The following is a 21847-nucleotide window of genomic DNA, read 5'->3' as shown; positions in this document are numbered from 1 at the left end:
AGAGCTGGTTTAGAGTGTCCCGGTTTTTACTTCTGATCAGGAAAGTGGCATGAGCAAGTGGCTGAAAATTTCAGGGCTGGTGTTGGTGGTCGCTGTACTGGCGGCGGGGTCCTGGCTGATCTGGGGACTCGGCAAAGGCAATGCGCTTTGGCAGATTGTCGGCCAGCAATGCGTGCCCCATCAGCAGGACGCCCAGAACCCCGCGCCGTGCCTGAGGGTGGATCTGCAGCAGCACGTTGCCTTGCTCAAGGATCGCCAGGGCCCGCTGCATGACCTGACCATTCCCACTGACCGGGTCACCGGCATCGAGAGTCCGCTGCTGCTCGAGGACAATGCCTACGCCTTTTTCGCCAGTGCCTGGCAGCAACGTGGGCGCCTGTCCGCCGAAGCCGGCAAACCGATCAAGGACGAGTTTCTCTCGCTGGCCATCAACTCGCCGTATGGCCGCTCCCAGGGCCAACTGCATATCCATCTGGCCTGCCTGCGCCCCGGGATCTACCAGCAACTGGTCGAACAAGCCCCGCGGGTGACCCAGGCGTGGCAGCCCCTGGCGGTCAGGCTGAACGGCCATGAGTACCTGGCGAAACGCCTGAACGGCCAGGACCTGAAACAGGAAAACCCGTTCAAGGTGCTGGGTGAATATGCCCGACAACAGGGTGACAGCCTGTCCCACTATGGCCTGGCCCTGGTGGTAGCGCCCGGCGGTGACCTGTTGCTGCTGGCGAACCGTTTGAGCCTGGTCGGTTTCAGCCGCGGCTCCGCCGGCGAGATCCAGGACTATGGCTGCGCACTGGCCCAATAACCCGTGACGCGAGCGCCCCCCCGCCCGGTGAGAAATCGCCTGGGCGGGGCTGCTTACAGGAGATGATTCCCAACCAGGTAAGACTTTTCCTCAAAATCCATAAAAATCCCCATAGCCGTTAGTCGCCACCACCCCCGATGCATTAAAGTAACGCCCCCAGCCGTGACATTCATTCGAATGCCGTCGGCCACCCTCTCCAGGAACACTCATCGATGGAACATCGTGAAGCGCTGCTTGCGCTGCGAACCTTTCTCTCAGCCCAGATCCTCGGCCAGGAAAAACTCGTCGAGCGCCTGTTGATCGCCCTGCTGGCCGACGGTCACATACTGGTCGAAGGCGCCCCGGGCCTGGCCAAGACCAAGGCCATCAAGGAGTTGGCCGAAGGCATCGAAGCGCAGTTCCATCGCATCCAGTTCACCCCCGACCTGCTCCCGGCCGACATCACCGGCACCGAGATCTATCGCCCGGAAACCGGCAGCTTCGTGTTCCAGCAAGGCCCGATCTTCCACAACCTGGTGCTGGCGGATGAAATCAACCGCGCGCCGGCCAAGGTCCAGTCGGCCCTGCTGGAAGCCATGGCCGAACGCCAGGTCAGCGTCGGGCGCAGCACCTACGACCTGTCGCCATTGTTCCTGGTGATGGCGACCCAGAACCCGATCGAGCAGGAAGGCACCTACCCGCTGCCCGAAGCCCAGCTCGACCGCTTCCTGATGCACGTCAAGATCGGTTTCCCCGATGCCTCGGTCGAACGGCGCATCCTGCAACAGGCCCGGGGCGAAGCCCTGAACGGCGAAACCAAGCCCGAGCGCCGGGTCAGCCAACAGGCGATCTTCGCCGCGCGCAAGGAAATCCTCGGCTTGTACATGGCCGATGCGGTGGAGGAGTATCTGGTGCAACTGGTGATGGCGACCCGTACGCCGGCCAAGTTCGACCCGGAGATGGCCGAATGGATCGCCTACGGCGCCAGCCCTCGCGGCTCCATCGCCCTGGACCGTTGCGCGCGGGCCCATGCCTGGCTGGCCGGTCGCGATTTCGTCAGCCCCGAGGATATCCAGGCGGTGCTGTTCGACGTACTGCGCCACCGTATCATCCTGTCGTTCGAGGCCGAAGCCGCCGGGATCGACCAGGATCGGGTGGTGCAGCGCATCCTCGATGTCGTCGCCGTCGCCTGACCCGGACCATGATCGCGCCCCTGCCCGCCGAACCCGGTATCCGCACCACCCTCGCCGAACTGATCGAGATGCGCCATCGCGTGCGCGAAGTGCAGCTGTTCTCGACGCCGAGCCAGCGCAGCCCGCTGATCGGCCTGCACCACTCGAAACTGCGCGGGCGTGGGGTCGATTTCGACCAGGTGCGGGTCTACCAGGCCGGCGACGATGTGCGCACCATCGACTGGCGCGTCACCGCCCGCACCCAGGAACCCCATACCAAGCTGTTTCACGAAGAACGCGAACGGCCGATCTTCATTCTGGTGGAACAGAGCCGCCAGCTGTTCTTCGGCTCGGGGCTGACTTTCAAGTCGGTGCTCGCCGCCCAGGCCGCGAGCCTGATCGGCTGGGCCGCCCTGGGCCACAACGACCGGGTCGGTGGCCTGGTCTACGGCGACAACGAGCACTACGAGATCAAGCCGCGGCGCAGTAAGCAAAGCCTGTTGCAACTGCTCAACCGCCTGGTGCGGGTCAACCACTCGCTGCACACCGAAACCGCCGCCGATCCCAATGCCCTGGGCCTGGCGCTGATCCGCGCGCGCAAGGTGCTGCGCCCCGGCAGCCTGGTGATCGTGATCTGTGACGAGCGAGCCCTGAGCGATGCCGCCGAACAACAACTCAGCCTGCTCTCGCGTCATTGCGACCTGCTGATGCTGCCGGTCTCCGATCCCCTCGACCATGCCCTCCCCGCCGCCGGCCTGTTGCGTTTTGCCGAGCGCGGCGCGCAGTTGGAACTCGACACCCTCAACCTGGAGCTGCGCCAGACCTACCGCGCCCAGGGTGAAGCACGGATTGCCCGCTGGGAGCTGCTGGCGCAGAAACTGCGGGTGCTGTTGATGCCCTTGAGCACCCAGAGCGAAATGGTCGAGCAGTTACGCGAGTACCTGAACCCCCAGCGACCGGGGAAACAACCATGAGCAGCCTGGAGCAACTGCAACCGCTGATCACCCCGCCGATCCAGGGTTTCTGGCCACCGGCACCGGGCTGGTGGCTGCTGCTGGCACTGATTCCGCTGCTGGGCGTCGGGCTCTGGTACCTGCGTCGCTTCCTGCCGGCCAAGCGCCCCCTCGCCCGCGCCGAACAGCCCCTGGACCCGGTGCGCCTGGCCGCCCTGGCGGAACTCGCGCAGTTGCCCAAGCCCTATGATGGCGCACCGGCCGGAGCCTGGCTGCAACAACTCAACGGCCTGCTCAAGCGCCTGTGCCGCAACCATTACCCCTACAGCCAGAGCCACACCCTCAATGGCCGTAAATGGCTGGCATTCCTCGACAACCGCTGTCCAGCCGCCGGCCTGACCCGCTGGATGGTGCTGGTGGAAGGCGCCTACAAACCCGAATGCAAGCTCGACGACAAGGCCATCGCCGGGTTGAGCCAGGCGATCGACACCTGGATCCGCAAACATGTTTGAGTTCGCCTGGCCCTGGCTTTTTGCCTTACTGCCGCTGCCCTGGCTGATGCGCATCCTGCTGCCGGTGGCCGACAGCGGTGAAGCATCGCTGAAGATCAGCTTTCTCGCCGACCTGGAAAGCCTGGCCCGCCGCCGGGCCCGGGTCAGCCTGCCGAGCTGGCGCCAGCAACTGCCGTTCATCCTGCTCTGGCTGCTGCTGTTATGCGCCGCCGCGCGGCCACAATGGCTGGGCGACCCCTTGCCGCTGGCCGCCAGCGGTCGTGACCTGCTGGTGGCGGTGGACCTGTCCGGCTCCATGGAATACCCCGACATGCGTTGGCAGGACGAGGACATCAGCCGCCTGGGCCTGGTCCAGCACCTGCTCGGCGATTTTCTCGAGCACCGCGAAGGCGATCGCGTGGGCCTGATCCTGTTCGGCAGCAAGGCCTATGTGCAGGCTCCCCTGACCTTCGACCGACGCACCGTGCGCATCTGGCTGGATGAAGCGAAGATCGGCATCGCCGGCAAGAACACCGCCATCGGCGACGCCATTGGCCTGGCCATCAAGCGCCTGCGCCTGCGGCCGGCGCAAAGCCGGGTGCTGATCCTGGTCACCGACGGCGCCAACAACGCCGGCGAAATCGATCCGATCACCGCCGCGCACCTGGCCGCCGAAGAAAGCGTGAAGATCTACACCATCGGCATGGGTGCCGATCCGCAACAAACCGGGACCCTGAGCATGCTCGGCCTGAACCCGAGCATGGACCTCGACGAGCCGGCGCTGAAGGAGATCGCCAGCATCACCGGCGGTCGCTATTTCCGTGCCCGCGACGGCCAGGAGCTGCAAGCCATCAAGGAAACCCTCGACCAGCTTGAACCTGTCGCTCAACAACCCACCCAGGCCCGCCCCGCCCGAGCGCTGTATCACTGGCCGCTCAGCTTGGCCCTGCTGATCAGCGTGTTGCTGGTGATCCGCGAGCGCTGGCCGGACAACCTGCTGCAACGCTGGCTGGCACGCCGGCAGTTCCTGCCGCAGCGCCCGGAATGGCGCCAACGCCTGGAACGCCTGCGTCTGCGGAGGCGTCGATGATCGAAGCCCTCTGGCCACACTGGTTCCGCCCTATCTCGCTGTTGGTCCTGCCGCTGCTGGGTTGGTTGCTGTGGCAACTCTGGCACCGGCAGAAGCGCGCCGGCCGCTGGCAGATGATCCTGCCGACGGCGTTCCATCGGGTCCTGCTCAATGGTGGCAGCCGCAACAGCAGCAAACTGCACCTGATCGCCCTCGGCCTGGGCTGGACTCTCGCCGCCCTGGCCCTGCTCGGGCCGAGCTGGCAGCGGGTCGAAGAGTCCACCCAGAAACCCTTGGACCCGCTGGTGGTGCTACTCGAGCTGACGCCGGACATGCTCGCCACCGACACCCCGCCAAATCGACTGGAACAGGCCCGGCGCAAACTGTTCGACCTGTTGCGCGCTCGCAGCGACTCGCAGACGGCGATCATCGTCTACGCCGGCAGCGCCCATACGCTGGTGCCGCTGTCCGATGACCTGGGCACCAGCCGCAATCTGCTGGACGCGATCAAACCCTCGATCATGCCCGAGGAAGGCCATCGCGCCGACCTTGCAGTGAAAAAGGCCCTGACCCTGCTCGAACGTGGCGCCCTGGGCGAAGGCCGGCTGCTGCTGATCGGCTCGTCCCTCAGCGAGCAGGAACGCCAAGGCATCCGCCAGGCCCTGGACGGCAAGCCCCACAGCCTGCTGATCCTCGGGATCGGCACCCGCGATGGTGCGCCGGTGGCCCAGGAGAACGGCGGTTTCCTCAAGGACGCCCAGGGCACGATCCTGGTGCCGCATCTCGACAGCCAGAGCCTGAAGGACTTCGCCGGCGAAATCGGCGGCCGCTACCGCCAGGCCCGCCTGGACGACAGCGACCTGCGCGGCCTCGGCCTGCTGGACGGCCCGCGCCACCTGCGCAAGGACGGCCAGACCGTACAGCTCGACAGCTGGGCCGACCAGGGCTACTGGTTGCTGTTGCCGCTCCTGCTGCTGGCCGCCTGTGCCGGACGGCGTGGCTGGTTGTTCTGCCTGCCACTGTTCTTCCTGTTCCCACAGCCAAGCCAGGCCTTTGAGCTGAGGGATCTATGGTTGCGGCCAGACCAACAGGGCCAGCAGTTGCTTGAGCAAAAGCGCCCGCTCGAAGCGGCACAACATTTCGAGGACCCGCAATGGCAAGGCCTGGCCCTCTATGAAGCCGGCGACTACGCCGCCGCCGCGAAGAAGTTTGCCGAAGGCGACGATGCCAACGCCCACTACAATCGGGGCAACGCCCTGGCCCGCAGCGGCGAGCTGGAAGCAGCGCTGGACGCCTACGAACAGGCCCTGGAACGTCAGCCGGACTTGCGACCAGCCTTGCAGAACCGGACACTGGTGGAAGAGTTGCTCAGGGAAAAACAGGCCAAGCCACCGGTTGAGCCAAGCAAGCCCGCCGACGCCGCCACAACCGGCAACGAACAAAACGCCGCGCAATCGGCCCCGGCCGGGACGAATTCGTCCAGTACTGCCACGACGCAGTCCGCGCCCCAGGAACAGAACCCGGCGACCGGCAACCAGCCGCCGGACGCCCAGGCCAGCCAAGCGGGCAATCAGCCCGGCGGCAACGAGGTACCCGGCAGCGAGCTGGGCGACGAACAGACCACCCACCCGCCCTTGCGGGCCGCCGCCGATATCATCGACGGTGAACGCCACCAGGCGTTGGAACAATGGCTGCGACAGATCCCCGATGACCCGGGAGAACTGCTGCGGCGCAAATTCTGGTACGAACAACAGCTCCATCAGGACAAGACCCGATGACCCTGCGCTTCTCCCTGTTCCTTACGCTGCTGCTCTGCGCCAACCTGTCGGCCCATGCCGAGGGCTTGCTGGCCAGCGTCGACCGCACGCGCCTGAACTCCGGCGAGTCGGTGGAACTGACCCTCGAATCCAAGGATGTCACCCAGTTCGGCAAACCCGACCTGGCCCCGCTGGACCCGCAGTTCGAAGTGCGCGGCACCCGCCAGGTCAACCAGTTGACCACCCTGGGCGGCGAAAGCCAGGCCACCACGCGCTGGATCGTCACCCTGACGCCAAAGGCAAACGGCAACGTGACGATCCCGGAATTGCACCTGGGCGAACTCAGCAGCGAGCCGATCACCCTGCAGGTGCTGCAAGGCGAGGACCAGGCCGCGGCCAGCAACCTGGCGCCGGTGTTCATCGACGCCAGCCTCGACCAGGACAGCGTCTACGTCCAGGCCCAGGCCGTGCTGACCCTGCGCATCTATCACTCGGTGTCGCTGTATGACGACAGCAGCCTCACCCCCTTGCAGATCCCCGATGCCCGTATCGAGCAGTTGGGCGAGTCGCGCACTTACGAAAAGCTGATCAATGGCGTGCGCCATGGCGTGATCGAGTGGCGTTATGCGATCTACCCGCAGCACAGCGGTGAACTGACGATCCCCGCGCAGGTGTTTACCGCCACCCTGGTGGACGCCCAGCCGAATCAAAACCAGGGCCAGGTGCCCCAGGGCGCCAAACCCGGCAAATTGATGCGCGTCAGCTCCGAGCAGATGCGCTTGCAGGTCAAACCACAGCCCGATACCTGGCCCGCCGACGTGCCGTGGCTGCCGGCCCGCAGCCTGAGCCTCAGTGAAAGCTGGAGCCCGGAACCGGATCACAGCCAGGTCGGCGACTCCCTGACCCGCAGCCTGACCCTCAAGGCCGAAGGGCTCTCCAGCGGGCAACTGCCGCCGCTGCCGGCGACCACCCTCAATGGCTTGCGACGCTACCCGGACCAGGCGCAACTGAGCAACCAGAACACCGAACGCGGCCTGATCGGCACCCGCGAGGAACGCGAGGCGCTGGTGCCGACCCACAGCGGCAGCTTCGACCTGCCGGCGGTGGAAGTGACCTGGTGGAATACCCATGAAGAGCATATGGAGCGCAGCACACTGCCGGCGCGGACCCTGCAAGTGGCGAACAACCCGAGCCTGGCGGTGGACACGCCGGTGAGCAGTGCCGCCAACAACACGCCGCCGCAACCGCCGCTGCTGTGGGCCTGGAAGCTCAGCACGCTGATCCTCGCCTGCACCACCCTGCTGGGTTTCGGCCTTTGGTGGCGGGCCCGCTCGCAGCCGGCGGTGCACCGCGCCGCCCAGACCGGCCCGAGCCCACGGACGCTGCTCGACGACCTCAAACGGACCTGCCTGGCCAACGATCCCCAGGCCACCCGCCAGGCCCTGGATGCCTGGGCCCGGCAGCAACCGGAAACCCTGGCCGACATGGCCGCGCGTTTTGTCACCCTGTCCGATGCCCTGGACGGCCTCAATGGCGCGCTCTACAGCGAAAGCGGCCAGTACTGGCAGGGTGAGGAACTGTGGCGGGCGATCCGCGCGATCCCGGTCGCCGAGCGCGTCCAGGACCCGGCCAGCGACAGCAGCCTGCCGCCGCTCTACCCCAAATAATCGATAAGTTGGAGTTTGCCTTGCGCCTGTTTCACACCTCCGACTGGCATCTTGGCCAGAACCTTCATGGCCAGGAGCGAGATTTCGAACACGCCTGTTTTCTCACCTGGCTTCTGGCCCAACTCAAGCAACAGCAGCCCGATGTCCTGCTGATCGCCGGCGATATCTTCGACACCGTCAACCCGCCGGTCAAAGCCCAGGAGCGCCTCTACGACTTTATCGTCAGCGCCCACGAACAACAGCCGCTGCTGACCATCGTGATGATTGCCGGCAACCACGACTCCGGTTCCCGTATCGAACTGCCCGCACCGCTGATGCGCCGACTGCGCACCCACGCCGTGGGCCGGGTGCTGTGGCTCGACGATGGCGAGCTGGACAGTGAACGCCTGCTGCTGCCATTGCCCGCCGCGAACGGTGAAATCGCCGCCTGGTGCCTGGCCCTGCCCTTTCTGCGGCCCGCCGAAGTCACCGGCACGCAGTTGGGTGACCACTACCTGAAGGGTATCGGCGAGGTGCATCGCCGACTGATCGCCGCGGCCAACGCCAAGCGCCAGCCGGGCCAGGCCCTGGTCGCCATCAGCCACGCACATATGGCCGGCGGCTCGATCTCCGAGGATTCGGAGCGCAGCCTGATCATCGGCAGCGCTGAGGCTCTGCCGGCAAGCCTGTTCGACGCCAGTGTCAGCTATGTCGCCCTTGGCCATCTGCACAAGCCGCAGAAGGTCAACGGCGAGGAACGTATTCGCTACTGCGGCTCGCCGATTCCGCTGTCGTTTTCCGAAATCACCTATCAGCACCAGATCCTCGATATCGTCCTCGACGGCGAAACCCTGGTCAGCGTCGACAGCCGCCTGATTCCCCGCGCCGTGAACCTGCAGCGCCTGGGCCCGGTGCCATTTGCCGAGATACTCGAACAACTGGCGCAGTTGCCCGATGTCGACCTGCTGGCCGACCTGCAACGCCAACCCTGGCTGGAAGTGCGGGTACGCCTGGATGAGCCGCAGCCGGACCTGCGCCAGCAAGTGGAAACCGCCCTGCAAGGCAAGGCCGTGCGCCTGGTGCGGATCGCCGCCGAGTACGCCGGCTCAAATGGGGGTGAAGGCGAAACGGACAACGAGCGACTGATCAATCTCGATCAGCTCAGCCCGCAGGAACTGTTCAGCCGTGCCTGGCAGGACAGCTACGGCAACCCGGTGGACGAAGCGACCCTCAATGACTTTGCCCTGCTGTTGCAGGAAGTCCAGTTGGAGGGCGAACAGCCATGAAGATCCTCGCCATCCGCCTGAAAAACCTGGCCTCCCTTGCCGGCCCCTTCGAACTGGACTTCACCGCCGAGCCCCTGGCCAGCGCCGGCCTGTTCGCCATTACCGGCCCCACCGGCGCCGGTAAAAGTACCCTGCTCGATGCCTTGTGCCTGGCCTTGTTCGGCGCCGTACCCCGGCTGAACAATGCGTCGCGCGATGCCAAGGTGCCGGACGCCGATGGCGAGATCGGCACCGGCGACCCACGCACCCTGTTGCGTCGCGGCACCGGCGCAGGCTATGCCGAAGTGGATTTTGTCGGTATCGACGGCCGCCGCTACCGCGCACGCTGGGAAGCCAACCGCGCCCGGGACAAAGCCGGCGGCAAGTTGCAGGCCAGCCGCCAGAGCCTGCGCGATCTGGACAGCGACCAACTGCTGGCCAGCCAGAAAGGCGAATACAAGACCCTGCTGGAAAGCCGCCTGGGCCTGAACTTCGAACAGTTCACCCGCGCCGTGTTGCTGGCCCAGAGCGAGTTCAGCGCCTTTCTCAAGGCTGACGACAACGAGCGTAGCGAACTGCTGGAAAAGCTTACCGATACCGCGCTCTATACCCGCCTCGGCCGGCGTGCCTTCGACAAGACCAAGCAGGCCCGCGAGGCCCACAAGCTGTTGCTGGACCAGGCCGGTGGCATCGCGCCCATGGACGCTGAAGCACGGGTCGAGCTGGATCGACAATTCGGTGAAGCCCAACAGCAACTCAAGACCGGGCAAGCCCAGCTCAAGCAGCTTGAGCTACAGCACACCTGGCTCAAGGAACTGCTGCAACGACAGGAACAACACCAGGCCGCCGCCGAGCAACTGCAAGGCGCGGAACAGGACTGGCAGGCCCATGGCGCCGAGCGCCAGCAACTCGCCCGCCTGGAACAACTGGCGCCACAACGGCATCAGTTCGCCCGCCAGCGCCAACTGAACGAGCAACTGGCGCCACTGGCCGCGCAGATCCAGCAGCATCTGGACCAGCAGGCCGACTTGCAGGCCCGTCAGCAGCAGCTTGAACAGAGCCGGTCGAATGCCCATACCCAGTTGACCGAAGCCCTGACCCGGCAAAGCGATAGTGCGCCACTGCTACGCCAGGCCTTCGATGAACAGGCCACGCTGACCCACCTGGGCAAGGACCTGGACGATGCCGAGCGGCAGAAGCAGGCCGCCGAACAGGCCGGCAGCGAAGGCCGCGCGCAACTCACTTCACTGCTGGAGCAACAGCAGCAGGTCGCCACGCGCCTGGAGCAAATCGCCGAACAGTTGCGGCACAGCGCCGCCCTCGCCCCGTTGAGCGAGGCCTGGAACGCCTATCGCGATCGCTTGCAACAGTTGATGCTGATCGGCAATCGACTGAACCAGGGCCAACGCGAGCTGGAGCAGTTGCAGGCACGGGTCGCCCACACCGACCAACAGCTTGCTGAGCAGCGTGGCGCGCTCGAAGTGCTGTACAGCGAAGCCGGAGCGGAACCGGCCGCTGTCGGCGAACAGATCCAGATTCTCGGCAGCCTGCTGCAGGACAATCGCAAGCAACTGCGCGCCTTCGAAGAACTGCAACGACTGTGGAGCCGCCAGCGCGAGCTGGACCAGCGCACCCAGCAGTTGCAGGAACGGCAGCAGAACGCCCAGCAGCAACGCGATGAACTCAACCGCGAAGGCCTGCAGGCACGGGATGAACTCAAGGTCGCCGAGCAGGCCCTGACGATTACCCGGCAGTTGCTTGAACGCCAGCGCCTGGCCCGCAGCGCCAGCGTCGAAGAACTGCGCGGACAGTTGCAGGACGACCAGCCCTGCCCGGTATGCGGCAGCCATGAACATCCCTACCATCAACCCGAGGCCCTGTTGCAGAGCCTGGGTCGTCACGACGAGAGCGAAGAGGCCGCCGCACGGCAGGCCGTCGACACGCTGACGGAAAAGCTCAGCCAACTGCGGGAAAAGGTCGGCGGGCTGATTGCCCAGCAGAAAGAGCTGCTCACCCAGCAGGAACAGCTGGCCCAGCAACATCAGGAACTGGCGCCGAGCCTGCAAGCCCATCCGCTGCACAGCGCGCTACTGGAACAGGATGGCGCTCGCCGCGAGGCCTGGCTCAACCAGCAGTTGCACCAGTTGCAGCAGAACATCGGCCAGGACGAGCAACGGCAAACCGCCCTGCTCACCCTGCAACAGGATGCCGCGCGGCTCCAGCAACAATTGCAGGCCGCCACCGAAGCCAGCCAGGCCGCGCGCCAGCACTTGCTCGATCAGCAACGCCAGATGGGTGCCGATCAGGAACGACTGGAACAGGAACTGGGCACCTTCGCCAGCCTGCTGCCGGACGAGACCCTGCAAGGCCTGCGCAAGGATCCGGCGGCGACCTTCATGCAGCTCGATCAACAGGTCGCGCAACGTCTCGGTCAGTTGGAACAGCAGCGCGAGGAGCAGCAGGAACAGCGCGAGCGCCAGGAAAAAATCGAACTGGAGCAAGTTCGTCAGCAAACCCGAGAACAACAATTCGAAGAGCTGAAACAACGTTGCGCCGCACTCCTTGAGCAGCAGCAGGCCAGCCAGCTCAAGCTGGTCGGCCTGATCGGCGAACACGCCAGCGTCGAAGCCTGGCAGCAGCAGATGGACCAGGCGGTGGAGCATGCGCGGCAGGCCGATGCTTCGGCCAACCTGCAGTTACAGGAACTCGGTAGTCAACTGATCCAGCTCGGCGCCGACATCAAGGCCCGCCAGGAACGCCGGCAGGCCCTGGAACAGGAAAGCCTGGAACTGGCGCAACAAGTCGCGGACTGGCGTGCCCGCCACCCGGAACTGGACGACGCCGGACTTGAGCAACTGCTGGCCTGCGACGATGAACATGTCAGCCAACTGCGCCAGCAATTACAAGTCAGCGAAAAAGCCGTCGAGCAAGCCCGGGTGCTGCTGCAGGAGCGGGAGAAACACCTTCAGCAGCATCAAGCCCAGCACAATGGCAACCTCGACGCGCCAGCACTGGACGCCGCCTTGAGCGATCTGCAAACCCAGCTGATTGCCAGTGAACACCACTGTGCGGAATTGCGCGCGCAACAAACCGAAGACCAGCGCCGCCAGGACGCCAACCAGGAGCTGCAACAGCGGATCACCGAGGCCAACAACGAGTATCAGCGCTGGGCACGCCTGGACGCGCTGATCGGCTCGGCCACCGGCGATCGCTTCCGCAAACTGGCCCAGGCCTACAACCTCGACCTGCTGGTGCACCATGCCAACGCGCAATTGCGCCAACTGGTGCGGCGTTATCGCCTCAAGCGTGGCGGCAGCATGCTCGGGTTGTTGGTGATGGACACGGAAATGGGCGACGAACTGCGTTCGGTGCATTCGTTGTCCGGCGGCGAAACCTTCCTGGTCTCGCTGGCCCTGGCCCTGGGCCTGGCGTCGATGGCTTCGAGCACGCTGAAGATCGAATCGCTGTTTATCGACGAAGGCTTCGGCAGTCTCGACCCGGAATCCCTGCAACTGGCGATGGATGCGCTGGACGGCCTGCAAGCCCAGGGCCGCAAGGTCGCGGTGATTTCCCATGTGCAGGAAATGCACGAGCGGATACCGGTGCAGATTCAGGTACGCCGCCAAGGCAACGGGCTGAGCACCCTGGAGGTGAAATGACGCCGGCCACGCTGTATTCGTTCCGCCGCTGCCCTTACGCCATGCGCGCACGCATGGCGCTACGGTATTCGGGGGTGGCGGTAGACATCGAGGAAGTCAGCCTCAAGAACAAGCCGGCGCGGATGCTGGAATTGTCGAGCAAGGGCACGGTGCCGGTGCTGGCGTGTGCTGATGGGCGGGTGATCGAACAGAGCCTGGAGATCATGCACTGGGCGCTGGCCCAGCATGATCCGCAGGATTGGTTGCTCGGCAGCGATCCCGTGACGGCACAGGCCACGGGGCTGCTGATCGAAGAGAATGACACGGTTTTCAAACGGTGGCTGGACCGCTACAAGTACGCGGTGCGCTACCCGGAGTTCCCCATGGAGCACTACCGGGAACAGGGCGGGCAATTTCTCTTGAAACTGGACGGTCTGCTTGCGCATAACGGCCATCTGCTGGCCGAACACCTGAGCCTGGCGGACATTGCAGTCGCACCGTTCGTGCGTCAATTTGCCCATGTGGATCAGGTGTGGTTTGCGCAAGCGCCGTACAAACATCTACAGAGCTGGCTGGAACAGTTCCTGGCATCGGAACTGTTCAACTCCGTCATGGCCAAGCCCTGACAGGGGCTTGTTCACTTGAAAGCGCTCAATCTGAAACCTGCAACATAACCCGAACCTGGACACATACCTTGTGGGAGTGGTGTGGGAGCGGTGCTTGCCAGCGAAGCTTTTGGTGGCCCCAAGGGCCTCTTCGCGACGGTCCAAACTCCCACAAGGTATGTGTCCAGGCGTCGGTGCTCAGTGCTGGGCTTTGTGATCCAGGGCGGCGTAGAAGTTGGCGCTCTGTTGCAGGTATTTCTGGGTGTAGCTCTGGGTGTGGCTTTTAGGGCTGTTGATTTCCACGTTGGCGCTGGCAGGCAGGGCTACGGTGGCGGAAACAGCGGAAGCGGCGATGATGGAGAAAAGATTGAAGTTCATGATGGTAACCCTCGATGTCAGTTGGCTTGCTTGCCCTTTCAGGCCGTGAGTCAAAAGTACATCCGAGGGTGGACATCGTTGAAATTCATTGCAGCAGTAGCGGATATCAGCGTCATTAATAGAAGCGCAAGTGCCTGATTCATCAGGGTCTGCGGTCTATTGTCGCAGCGCGCGCACCTCGGAGGACGAGGTGAAACGATGCAGCTGACGCCTTACTCTTCTTCGTCGCGACCGGTGAAGGCGCTCATGCAGACCAGCCGATGCTCGCTGTAGTCGTCGCTCAGGGTCCAGCTTTGCAGGGCCTCGTCGAAAGTCGCCGCTTCAAGCTGGGCACGGGTGAAACTCCAGCGTTTTTCGGCCCGGCCATCCATGCATTCGATCAACAGGCGGCTGTCGTCGAGGGTGAAATCGAAGGCGTGCAGGCCGTCGACTTCGAGCATGTTGCTGGTTTCGAGGGCATTGAGCAGGGTGTCGGTTGCAGCGGTCATGGTGTTCTATCGTGTTTGGGGAAGTGCTCATGATAGGCGATATTGCCCTGGGGCCGGGTGATCGTTTATCACGATCACCCGGCCATCCGCCTCCTCAATGGGAAAACAACGACCCGCCCACCTTCCCTGCCAGCTTCTCCGGCTTGATCAGGAATCGCGCCAGCGCCGGCAGCAGCCACAACGCGCCGAACATGTTCCAGAGCAGCATGAAGGTCAGCATCAGCCCCATATCGGCCTGGAACTTGATCGCCGAGAAGATCCAGGTGCAAACCCCGATCGCCAGGCACAGGCCGGTGAACAACACCGCCTTGCCGGTGGATTTCAGCGTCTGGTAATAGGCTTCCTGCAATGGCAGCCCGGCACGCAGGAAGCTTTCCAGGCGACTGTAGATGTAGATGCCGTAGTCCACGCCAATCCCCACACCCAGCGCCACCACCGGCAAGGTCGCGACCTTCACGCCAATGCCCATGAACGCCATCAACGCATTACCCAACACCGAGGTCAGCACCAGCGGCAGAACGATGCACAGGGTCGCCGCCCAGGAGCGGAAGGTGATCATGCACATGGTCGCCACGCAGACGTACACCAGGATCAGGATGGTCAGTTCCGACTCCTTGATCACTTCGTTGGTGGCCGCCTCGATCCCGGCGTTACCCGCGGCAAGAAGGAATTCCAGGCCGTCCTTGTTGTTCTCCTTGGCGAAGTCCTGCACCGCATGCACCGCACGGTCGAGGGTCGCGGCCTTGTGGTCGTTGAGGAACACCAGCACCGGCGCCAGCGAGCAATTGTTGTTGTACAGGCCATCGGCCCGGGAGATGGAGTTGTTCAGCACATCCGGGTTGCGCGACAGGGTTTCCCATTTCAGGTTGCCTTCGTTCATGCCCTTGATCATCTGCTTGGACACGGTCACCAGGGAAATCGCCGACTGCACGCCCTCGGTGTTCTGCATCTTCCACATCAGTTCATCGATGGGCGCCATCGCCTCATAGTGCGAACAGCCCTCGGGCGGGGTCTTGACCATCACCACCAGCACATCGGAACTGGTGGAGTAGTTGTTGATGATAAAACTGTTGTCCTTGTTGTAGCGCGAGTCGGGACGCAGCTCCGGCGCGCCCTGGTCGAGGTCGCCGATCTTCAGGTTCTGCCCGTACCAGAGGCCGCCGCCCAGGGCCAGCAGGGCCAGGACGATGGACACCGGGGCGACCCTGGGGCTGGCGAAGTTCGCCAGCAGGCGCCAGAACGGATGCTCGCGGGTCGCATCCTTCTTGCTGCGCTCGACCGCCCGCTTGCTGATGCCGACATAGGAGATGGCCACCGGCAGCAGGATCAGGTTGGTGAACACGATCACCGCCACGCCGATGGAAGCGCCGATGGCCAGTTCGCGGATCACGCCGATATCGATGATCAACAGGGTGATAAAACCCACGGCGTCGGCGAGGATCGCGATCATGCCCGGCAGGAACAGTTGCCGGAACGTGCGCCGCGCCGCCGTCAGGGCGTTGTCGGCGTCGCTGGACTGCAAGGCGATGCCGTTGATCTTCTGTACGCCATGGGAGATCCCGATGGCGAAGATCAGGAACGGCACCAGCATCGAGTACGGGTCCAGGCCGAAGCCGAACGCGTGCATCAGCCCCAGTTGCCAGACCACCGCCACCAGGGTGGTGCTCAACACGGCGACGGTGCTGCGGATGCACCGGGTGAACCAGTACAGCAGCACCAGGGTGATAACGAAGGCGACGCCGAAGAACAGCACCACCATGACCAGGCCATCGATCAGGTCACCGACCTTCTTGGCGAAGCCGACGATATGCACCTTCACATTGGGGTTCTGTGCTTCGAATTTGTCGCGGATCTTTTCTTCGAGCTGGTGGGAGAACTTCTGGTAGTCCAGTGCCAGCAACTTGCCCTGGTCCTTAGGGTCGGGATAGGACTCCAGCAGCGGGATATCGACGATGCTCGACTTGAAGTCGTTGGCCACCAGGCGCCCGACCTGGCCGGACTTGAGCACGTTGTTGCGCAGTTTTTCGAGACTGTCGGCCGAGCCGTTGTAGCTCTGCGGGATCACTTCGCCGCCGGCAAAGCCCTCCTCCGTCACCTCGGTCCAGCGCACGCTGGGGCTCCACAGGGACTTGAGGCCGGAGCGGTCGACACCCGGAATGTAGAACACCTCGTCGTTGACCTGACGCAGGGTCTCCATGTAGTCCTTGGTGAAGATATCGCCGTCCTTGGCCTCTACCGAAATCCGCACGGTGTTGCCCAGGTTGGCGAGGTCGTTGCGGTGCTCCATCATCTTTTCAATGAACGGATGCTTGAGCGGAATCATTTTTTCGAAGCTGGTGGACGGCCGGATCAGCGTGGCCTGCCAGAACAGGAAGACACTGACCAGCAGGCAGATAACAATCACTGCCGGGCGGTTGTTGAAAATCAGGCGCTCGAGAAACGTCGCCTTGTCTTGATGATGACTTTGCTGACTGCTCATACATTCCCGCCTTTCTTGTTATTGGCCCAGCTCAGCGCCCGTGGGCGTGGTGGTGTGGGCGCCGCCCTGGCCGACGAGGATCAGGTTGCCGTTGCCGGCCGCCGTCACCGCCGACAGGGAAATCCGGTCGGGACGGTTGAACACGCTGAAGGTCACGCCGTCATCGGTACTGCGGATCACGCTGCCGCCGTTGCCGACGATCACCAGCGAACCGTCATCCAGCAAGGTCGCGCCGGACAGGCCGAACTCCAGGGCACCACGGGCGGCCTTGAGTTCCACCGGTTCCCAACTGCTGCCGAAGTCAGTGGAGCGGTAGAGGTTGCCGCGCAAGCCGTAGGCCAGCAACGTGGAGGGCTGAGCGGTGCCGATCACGCCGAACAACGACCCCTGGTAAGGGCCGTCGACGTGTTCCCAGGTCTGGCCCCAGTCGGCGGAGCGGAACATGCTGCCCTGTTCGCCAACCACGAACAGCCCGGCATCCTTGACCGCGGCGATGGCGTTGAGGTGGAACTGATCGGGGTTGTCGATGCGGTCGCTGACGTTTTCCCAGTGCTGGCCGCCGTCGGTGGTTTCCAGCAGGGCCCCGTAGGCGCCCACGGCAAAGCCGGTGCGGGCGTCCTTGAACCAGAGGTCGAGCAACGGCGCTTCGCGCTTGAGGTCCTGGAACTGGCGGGTCCAGGTGGCGCCGCCGTCGCTGCTGGCGAGAATCTGCGCGTCGTGGCCGACGGCCCAGCCGTGCTGGTCGTCGACGAAATAGACCGCGGTGAGCATCTGCCGGGTCGGGACCTTGGCCTGGGTCCAGTGGCCGCCCTGGTCGTCGGAGAAGAGAATGTGCCCGCGATCGCCGACGGCCACCAGCCGCTTGCCGGCATGCACCACGTCGAGCAGCAGGCTCTTGATGGCCTTGGAGGATTCGATGGAGTAGACGGTGTCGGCAGTGGTGGACGCTGCCGCGTATACGCTGGCCGGCAGTGCCGCCAGTCCCGACAGCGAAAGCGCCGCCACCAGCAATGCCGTACCGCGCCATGTCGGCGGACAGCCAGAACCCGTAGGCCTCACAGGCTCATTCATAGACCTTTCTCCCCATTATTATTGTCAGGTCATCCAACCTATCAGGGCGCCTTCGAGGGCATTTTCATGACGGCCGGTTCGTCTGAAACCGGCAATCTAGAGCCCCTTCTAAAGCTGGAGCTATCCTATCGGGCTTTGGAATCGTCTGACAATCGACGCCACGTTATCTTTTGTTAACCCGGGGCGTTGAGGGGGAGCCTGAATGATGGGGCATCAGGTGAGGTGATGAACAAAGGCCACGAGCGTGGCCTTTGCGGGTGTGAATCAACTATCAGGCCAGGCTTTTGCTGACAACCTCGTACACATCGGCCGACAACTCGCCCGAACCGCGAATCCGCTCCAGCTCGGCCTTCATCAGCGCCTGGCGGGCGTCGTCATACTTGCGCCAGCGGGTCAGCGGCGCCAACTGCCGGGAAGCGATCTGCGGGTTCAGCGCATTGAGCTGGATCACCAGGTCCGCCAGGAAGCGGTAGCCGGAACCGTCCGCCGCGTGGAAGTTGATCAGGTTCTGCCCGGCAAAGGCACCGATCAACGCCCGCACCTTGTTCGGGTTCTTGATGGTGAACGCCGGGTGTTCCATCAACGCCTTGACCCGCTGCAAGCCACCCGGCAACGGGCTACCGGCCTGGACGCTGAACCACTGGTCCATGACCAGCGGATTGTCCTTGAAGTGCTCGGCGAAACTGGCCAGCGCCAACGCCTTCTCGGCCTCGAACGGCGAGTTCACCAGCACCGCCAGGGCGGTCAGGCGTTCGGTCATGTTGTCGGCGCTTTCGAACTGCTCCAGGGTCGCCGCCAGCACTTCAGGCTTGCCGCTGAGCATCAGGTACGACAGCGCGATATTCTGCAGGGCACGCCGGGCGAAATGCTCGTTCTCGGCCACGTAAACCGTGGTTTTCGACACCGCGCGATTGGCCTGGTAACGCTGCCACAAACCGTCGAACAACTGCTCGGCCAGCTGCCGGCGAACGAATTCGCGAGCGGTGTGGATCGCCTCGACATCCGCCACTTCGCTGATCTCGGTGAGGTAGGCCTCGCCCGGCAACGAGAGCATTTCAGCAACCATCGCCTGATCAAGCTGCTCGTTGCCCAGCACGCTGCGCAAGGCCGTGACCAGACGCGGATCAAGCACCAGTGTTTCACCCTTCTGATGCTGGGCGATCAGTTCCTGCAACACCTGCACCGACAATTGCTGGCCGGCGTCCCAACGGTTGAAACCGTCGCTGTCGTGCTGCATCAGGAACATCAACTGGTCGCGGTCGTAGGGGAAGCTCAGCTTCACCGGCGCCGAGAAACCCCGCAGCAGCGATGGCAGCGGCTTGGCGGCGATGCCGACAAAGGTAAAGGTCTGTTCGGCTTCGGTCACCGAGAGCACACGGCTGGTGGCGCCGGCGGCCACTTCACCCGTCAGTTGCAGGGCGATTTCAGCACCCTGGGCATCCAGCAGGCCGATCTCCACCGGAATCACGAACGGCAGTTTTTCCTGTTTATCCGGAGTCTGCGGGCAGCTCTGGCGGAAGGTCAGGCTGTAGGTCCTGGCGCTCGCATCGTAGCTTTCGCTGACAGCAAGACGCGGTGTACCGGCCTGGCTGTACCAGCGCTTGAACTGGCTGAAGTCGACGCCATTGGCATCCTCCATGGCCTTGACGAAATCGTCGCAGGTCACGGCCTGGCCGTCATGGCGTTGGAAATACAGGTCGCTGCCTTTGCGGAAACCTTCGGCACCCAGCAGGGTGTGGATCATGCCGACCACTTCCGAACCCTTCTCGTATACGGTCAGGGTGTAGAAGTTGGAGATCTCGATAAAGCTGTCCGGGCGCACGGCGTGGGCCATGGGACCGGCGTCTTCGGCAAACTGGTGGGTGCGCAGGTAGGCGACATCCTGGATCCGCTTGACCGTGGCCGAGTTCATGTCGGCGGAGAAGCCGGCATCGCGGAACACCGTGAAGCCTTCCTTGAGCGACAGCTGGAACCAGTCGCGGCAGGTCACGCGGTTGCCCGACCAGTTGTGGAAGTATTCATGGGCGACGATCGCCTCGACCCGCTGGTGCGCGGCGTCGGTGGCGGTTTCAGCCCGGGCCAGCACGGCGCTGGAGTTGAAGATATTGAGGCCCTTGTTCTCCATGGCGCCCATGTTGAAGTCGTTGACCGCGACGATCATGAAGATATCCAGGTCGTACTCGCGACCATAGACTTCCTCGTCCCAGCGCATGGACTTCTTCAGGCTGTTCATGGCGTGCTGGCACTTGTCGATATTTTCCGGCTCGACATAGATGCGCAGCGCGACGTTACGGCCGCTCATGGTCGCGAAGCTGTCTTCGACACACCACAGGTCACCCGCCACCAGGGCGAACAGGTAGGCCGGTTTCATGAACGGGTCTTCCCAGGTCGCCCAGTGCCGACCGTCGTCCTGGGGACCATTGCCCACCGGGTTGCCGTTGGACAACAGCACCGGGTAGCGATGCTGCTCGGCGATCACCGTGGTGGTGAACTTGCTCATCACATCCGGGCGGTCGAGGTAGTAGGTGATCTTGCGGAAGCCTTCGGCCTCGCACTGGGTGCAGAACATCGAGCCGGACTTGTACAGGCCTTCCAGGGCGGTATTGGTTTCCGGGTGGATCTTCACGCTGGTATCGACGCTGAAGTGCTCGCTGCCCGGGTGCAGGGTCAGGTGGCTATCGTCGATTTGGTAGTCGTTGCTCGACAACACGCGGTCGTCGAGTTGCACCGACAGCAGTTCCAGCAGTTGGCCATCCAGCACCAGCGGCGGCAGACCGGCACCGGCAGCCGGGTTGCGGCGCATCACCAGCTGCGCATGGACCAGGGTATGGTCCTCGAACAACTCGAAGGTCAGGTGCGTCTCGTCGATCAGGTAGTCCGGTGCCTGATAGTCCTTCAGATAAATCATCTTCGGTTGTTCGGTGCGCATGAGGGTGTCCTTTTACTGATGCACGGCGAGCTGGTAAGCCGTGTATTTACGGATATTGATCACGCCGGTGTCAAAGATCAGGTACTGGCCCTTGATCCCCATCAACGTGCCTTCGGCAATCGGGTCTTTGTCCAGGTTGAAGCTGACCACCTTGGTCGGGTAGTGCTCGATCGGATAGCGGATTTCCAGCGGCTCGACATCATGCACCGGCTGGATCGCCTGCAGACCGAAACGCGCCTGCAAGGCCGTGAAGCCCTCGGCACAGGATTCGAACAGTTGATCACGCACCGCCTTGAGGTCCACCGCTGGCGCATCGCCCTTGAGCAAGGCGCGCCAGTTGGTCTTGTCGGCCACCTGGCTGCGAAACAGGTCCTCGACGAAACCGGACTGCTGACGGGTCGCCACACGGACAATCGGCAGCGCCTGACTGGCGCCCTGGTCGAGCCAGCGGGTCGGCAACTGGGTGGCGCGGGTGATGCCGACCTTGATCCCCGACGAATTGGCCAGGTAGACCACGTGGTCGGTCATGCAGAATTTTTCGCCCCAGGACGGTTCGCGGCAGGTGCCGGCGTCGTAATGGCAGCGCTCGGGACTCATGATGCAGGTGTCGCACTGGGCCAGCTTGGTCATGCACGGGTAGCAATAACCCTGGCTGAAGCTGGTCTTGGTCTTGCGTCCACAATGGGTGCAATGAATCGCCCCGAGGAATTCCAGGCGCAGCTTCTGGCCGATCAACGGATTGACCGGCACCTCGCTGTCACCCAGGCGAAAGGCATACTGCACATTCGCGCCTTCAAGGCGCGTCGACATCTTGCTGATTGCACCGCGGCCAAGCTCGATCAATGGATGGCATCCGACTTGAACAGGATGTTCGGCACCGGCGCCGACTTCGAGGCGCATTCCTGCGCGCCCATGTAGCCGGTACGCTGGTCTTCCGGCAGGTTCTGGGTTTCCCAGGCGATCATTGCCTGCAACGACAATTCGCGCTGCTCGGCGCTGAGCTTGCGCCCGTCCGACCATTTGCCGATTTCCACCGCCAGTTTCAGGTTCTCGTAGATGTCGGGGGTGATGTTTTCAATCATTTCGATAAAAGAGGACATGCGCTCTCCACGCTTGAAAAAAGTC

The 21847-nt window shown here is 63.5% G+C and carries 17 protein-coding genes; 10 read left to right on the top strand and 7 right to left on the bottom strand.

Annotated features, from left to right (window positions below; translation table 11 throughout):
• Positions 1-49: 49 nt before the first annotated feature.
• From M5C71_RS19160 to M5C71_RS19115, 10 genes are all read left to right on the top strand, one after another.
• Positions 50-802 carry a CDP-diacylglycerol diphosphatase gene (locus M5C71_RS19160; RefSeq protein ID WP_103495775.1) on the top strand — a complete coding sequence of 251 codons (753 nt, stop codon included), beginning with the start codon at positions 50-52 and terminating at the stop codon, positions 800-802.
• A gap of 212 nt (positions 803-1014) precedes the next feature.
• Positions 1015-1974: a MoxR family ATPase gene (locus M5C71_RS19155; protein ID WP_103495776.1), complete on the top strand. Its 960-nt coding sequence runs from the start codon at positions 1015-1017 to the stop codon at positions 1972-1974.
• Positions 1975-1982: 8 nt separating this feature from the next.
• Positions 1983-2927 (top strand): DUF58 domain-containing protein, encoded by a 945-nt coding sequence (locus M5C71_RS19150; RefSeq protein ID WP_103495777.1) that lies wholly within the window; start codon positions 1983-1985, stop codon positions 2925-2927.
• Positions 2924-3418, top strand: a complete 495-nt coding sequence (locus tag M5C71_RS19145; RefSeq protein ID WP_248768495.1) for a DUF4381 domain-containing protein — start codon at positions 2924-2926, stop codon at positions 3416-3418. Before M5C71_RS19150 ends, M5C71_RS19145 begins: the two co-directional genes overlap by 4 nt.
• Entirely contained in the window at positions 3411-4487 is a 1077-nt protein-coding gene (locus tag M5C71_RS19140) for a VWA domain-containing protein (protein ID WP_248744932.1), read from the top strand. The genes M5C71_RS19145 and M5C71_RS19140 overlap by 8 nt, the downstream gene beginning before the upstream one ends.
• Positions 4484-6244, top strand: a complete 1761-nt coding sequence (locus tag M5C71_RS19135; RefSeq protein ID WP_248768494.1) for a tetratricopeptide repeat protein — start codon at positions 4484-4486, stop codon at positions 6242-6244. The genes M5C71_RS19140 and M5C71_RS19135 overlap by 4 nt, the downstream gene beginning before the upstream one ends.
• Positions 6241-7890 carry a BatD family protein gene (locus M5C71_RS19130; protein WP_177102216.1) on the top strand — a complete coding sequence of 550 codons (1650 nt, stop codon included), beginning with the start codon at positions 6241-6243 and terminating at the stop codon, positions 7888-7890. Before M5C71_RS19135 ends, M5C71_RS19130 begins: the two co-directional genes overlap by 4 nt.
• Positions 7891-7910: 20 nt before the next feature.
• The gene (locus M5C71_RS19125; protein WP_248768493.1) at positions 7911-9155 is read left to right on the top strand and encodes an exonuclease SbcCD subunit D C-terminal domain-containing protein; all 1245 of its coding nucleotides are present in this window, start codon (positions 7911-7913) and stop codon (positions 9153-9155) included.
• Entirely contained in the window at positions 9152-12793 is a 3642-nt protein-coding gene (locus tag M5C71_RS19120; RefSeq protein ID WP_248768492.1) for an AAA family ATPase, read from the top strand. Before M5C71_RS19125 ends, M5C71_RS19120 begins: the two co-directional genes overlap by 4 nt.
• Positions 12790-13398, top strand: coding sequence for a glutathione S-transferase (locus tag M5C71_RS19115; protein WP_248768491.1), 609 nt, complete (start codon positions 12790-12792; stop codon positions 13396-13398). Before M5C71_RS19120 ends, M5C71_RS19115 begins: the two co-directional genes overlap by 4 nt.
• A gap of 177 nt (positions 13399-13575) precedes the next feature.
• Here M5C71_RS19115 and M5C71_RS19110 read toward each other — a convergent pair whose 3' ends face one another.
• The 7 genes from M5C71_RS19110 to M5C71_RS19080 form a co-directional block, all read right to left on the bottom strand.
• A complete protein-coding gene (locus M5C71_RS19110) occupies positions 13576-13755 on the bottom strand; it encodes a hypothetical protein (protein ID WP_103495784.1) in 180 nt (59 codons plus the stop codon).
• A 212-nt stretch (positions 13756-13967) separates the two neighbouring features.
• Positions 13968-14243 carry a DUF5629 family protein gene (locus M5C71_RS19105; RefSeq protein ID WP_103495785.1) on the bottom strand — a complete coding sequence of 92 codons (276 nt, stop codon included), beginning with the start codon at positions 14241-14243 and terminating at the stop codon, positions 13968-13970.
• A gap of 94 nt (positions 14244-14337) precedes the next feature.
• Positions 14338-16722, bottom strand: coding sequence for an RND family transporter (locus M5C71_RS19100; RefSeq protein WP_103495786.1), 2385 nt, complete (start codon positions 16720-16722; stop codon positions 14338-14340).
• Positions 16723-16740: 18 nt separating this feature from the next.
• Positions 16741-17793, bottom strand: a complete 1053-nt coding sequence (locus M5C71_RS19095; RefSeq protein ID WP_177102224.1) for a YCF48-related protein — start codon at positions 17791-17793, stop codon at positions 16741-16743.
• A 271-nt stretch (positions 17794-18064) separates the two neighbouring features.
• Entirely contained in the window at positions 18065-20722 is a 2658-nt protein-coding gene (gene pepN, locus M5C71_RS19090) for an aminopeptidase N (protein ID WP_248768490.1), read from the bottom strand.
• 12 nt (positions 20723-20734) lie between these two features.
• Positions 20735-21565, bottom strand: a complete 831-nt coding sequence (locus M5C71_RS19085; RefSeq protein ID WP_248768553.1) for a DUF2797 domain-containing protein — start codon at positions 21563-21565, stop codon at positions 20735-20737.
• The gene (locus tag M5C71_RS19080) at positions 21562-21822 is read right to left on the bottom strand and encodes a DUF1315 family protein (RefSeq protein WP_248768489.1); all 261 of its coding nucleotides are present in this window, start codon (positions 21820-21822) and stop codon (positions 21562-21564) included. The genes M5C71_RS19085 and M5C71_RS19080 overlap by 4 nt, the downstream gene beginning before the upstream one ends.
• Positions 21823-21847 lie beyond the last annotated feature (25 nt).

Source organism: Pseudomonas sp. MWU12-2345, assembly GCF_023242385.1.
GTDB lineage: Bacteria > Pseudomonadota > Gammaproteobacteria > Pseudomonadales > Pseudomonadaceae > Aquipseudomonas > Aquipseudomonas gingeri_D.
The sequence above is the reverse complement of the archived record's forward strand: the minus strand, read 5'-3'. Positions and strand labels throughout refer to the sequence as shown.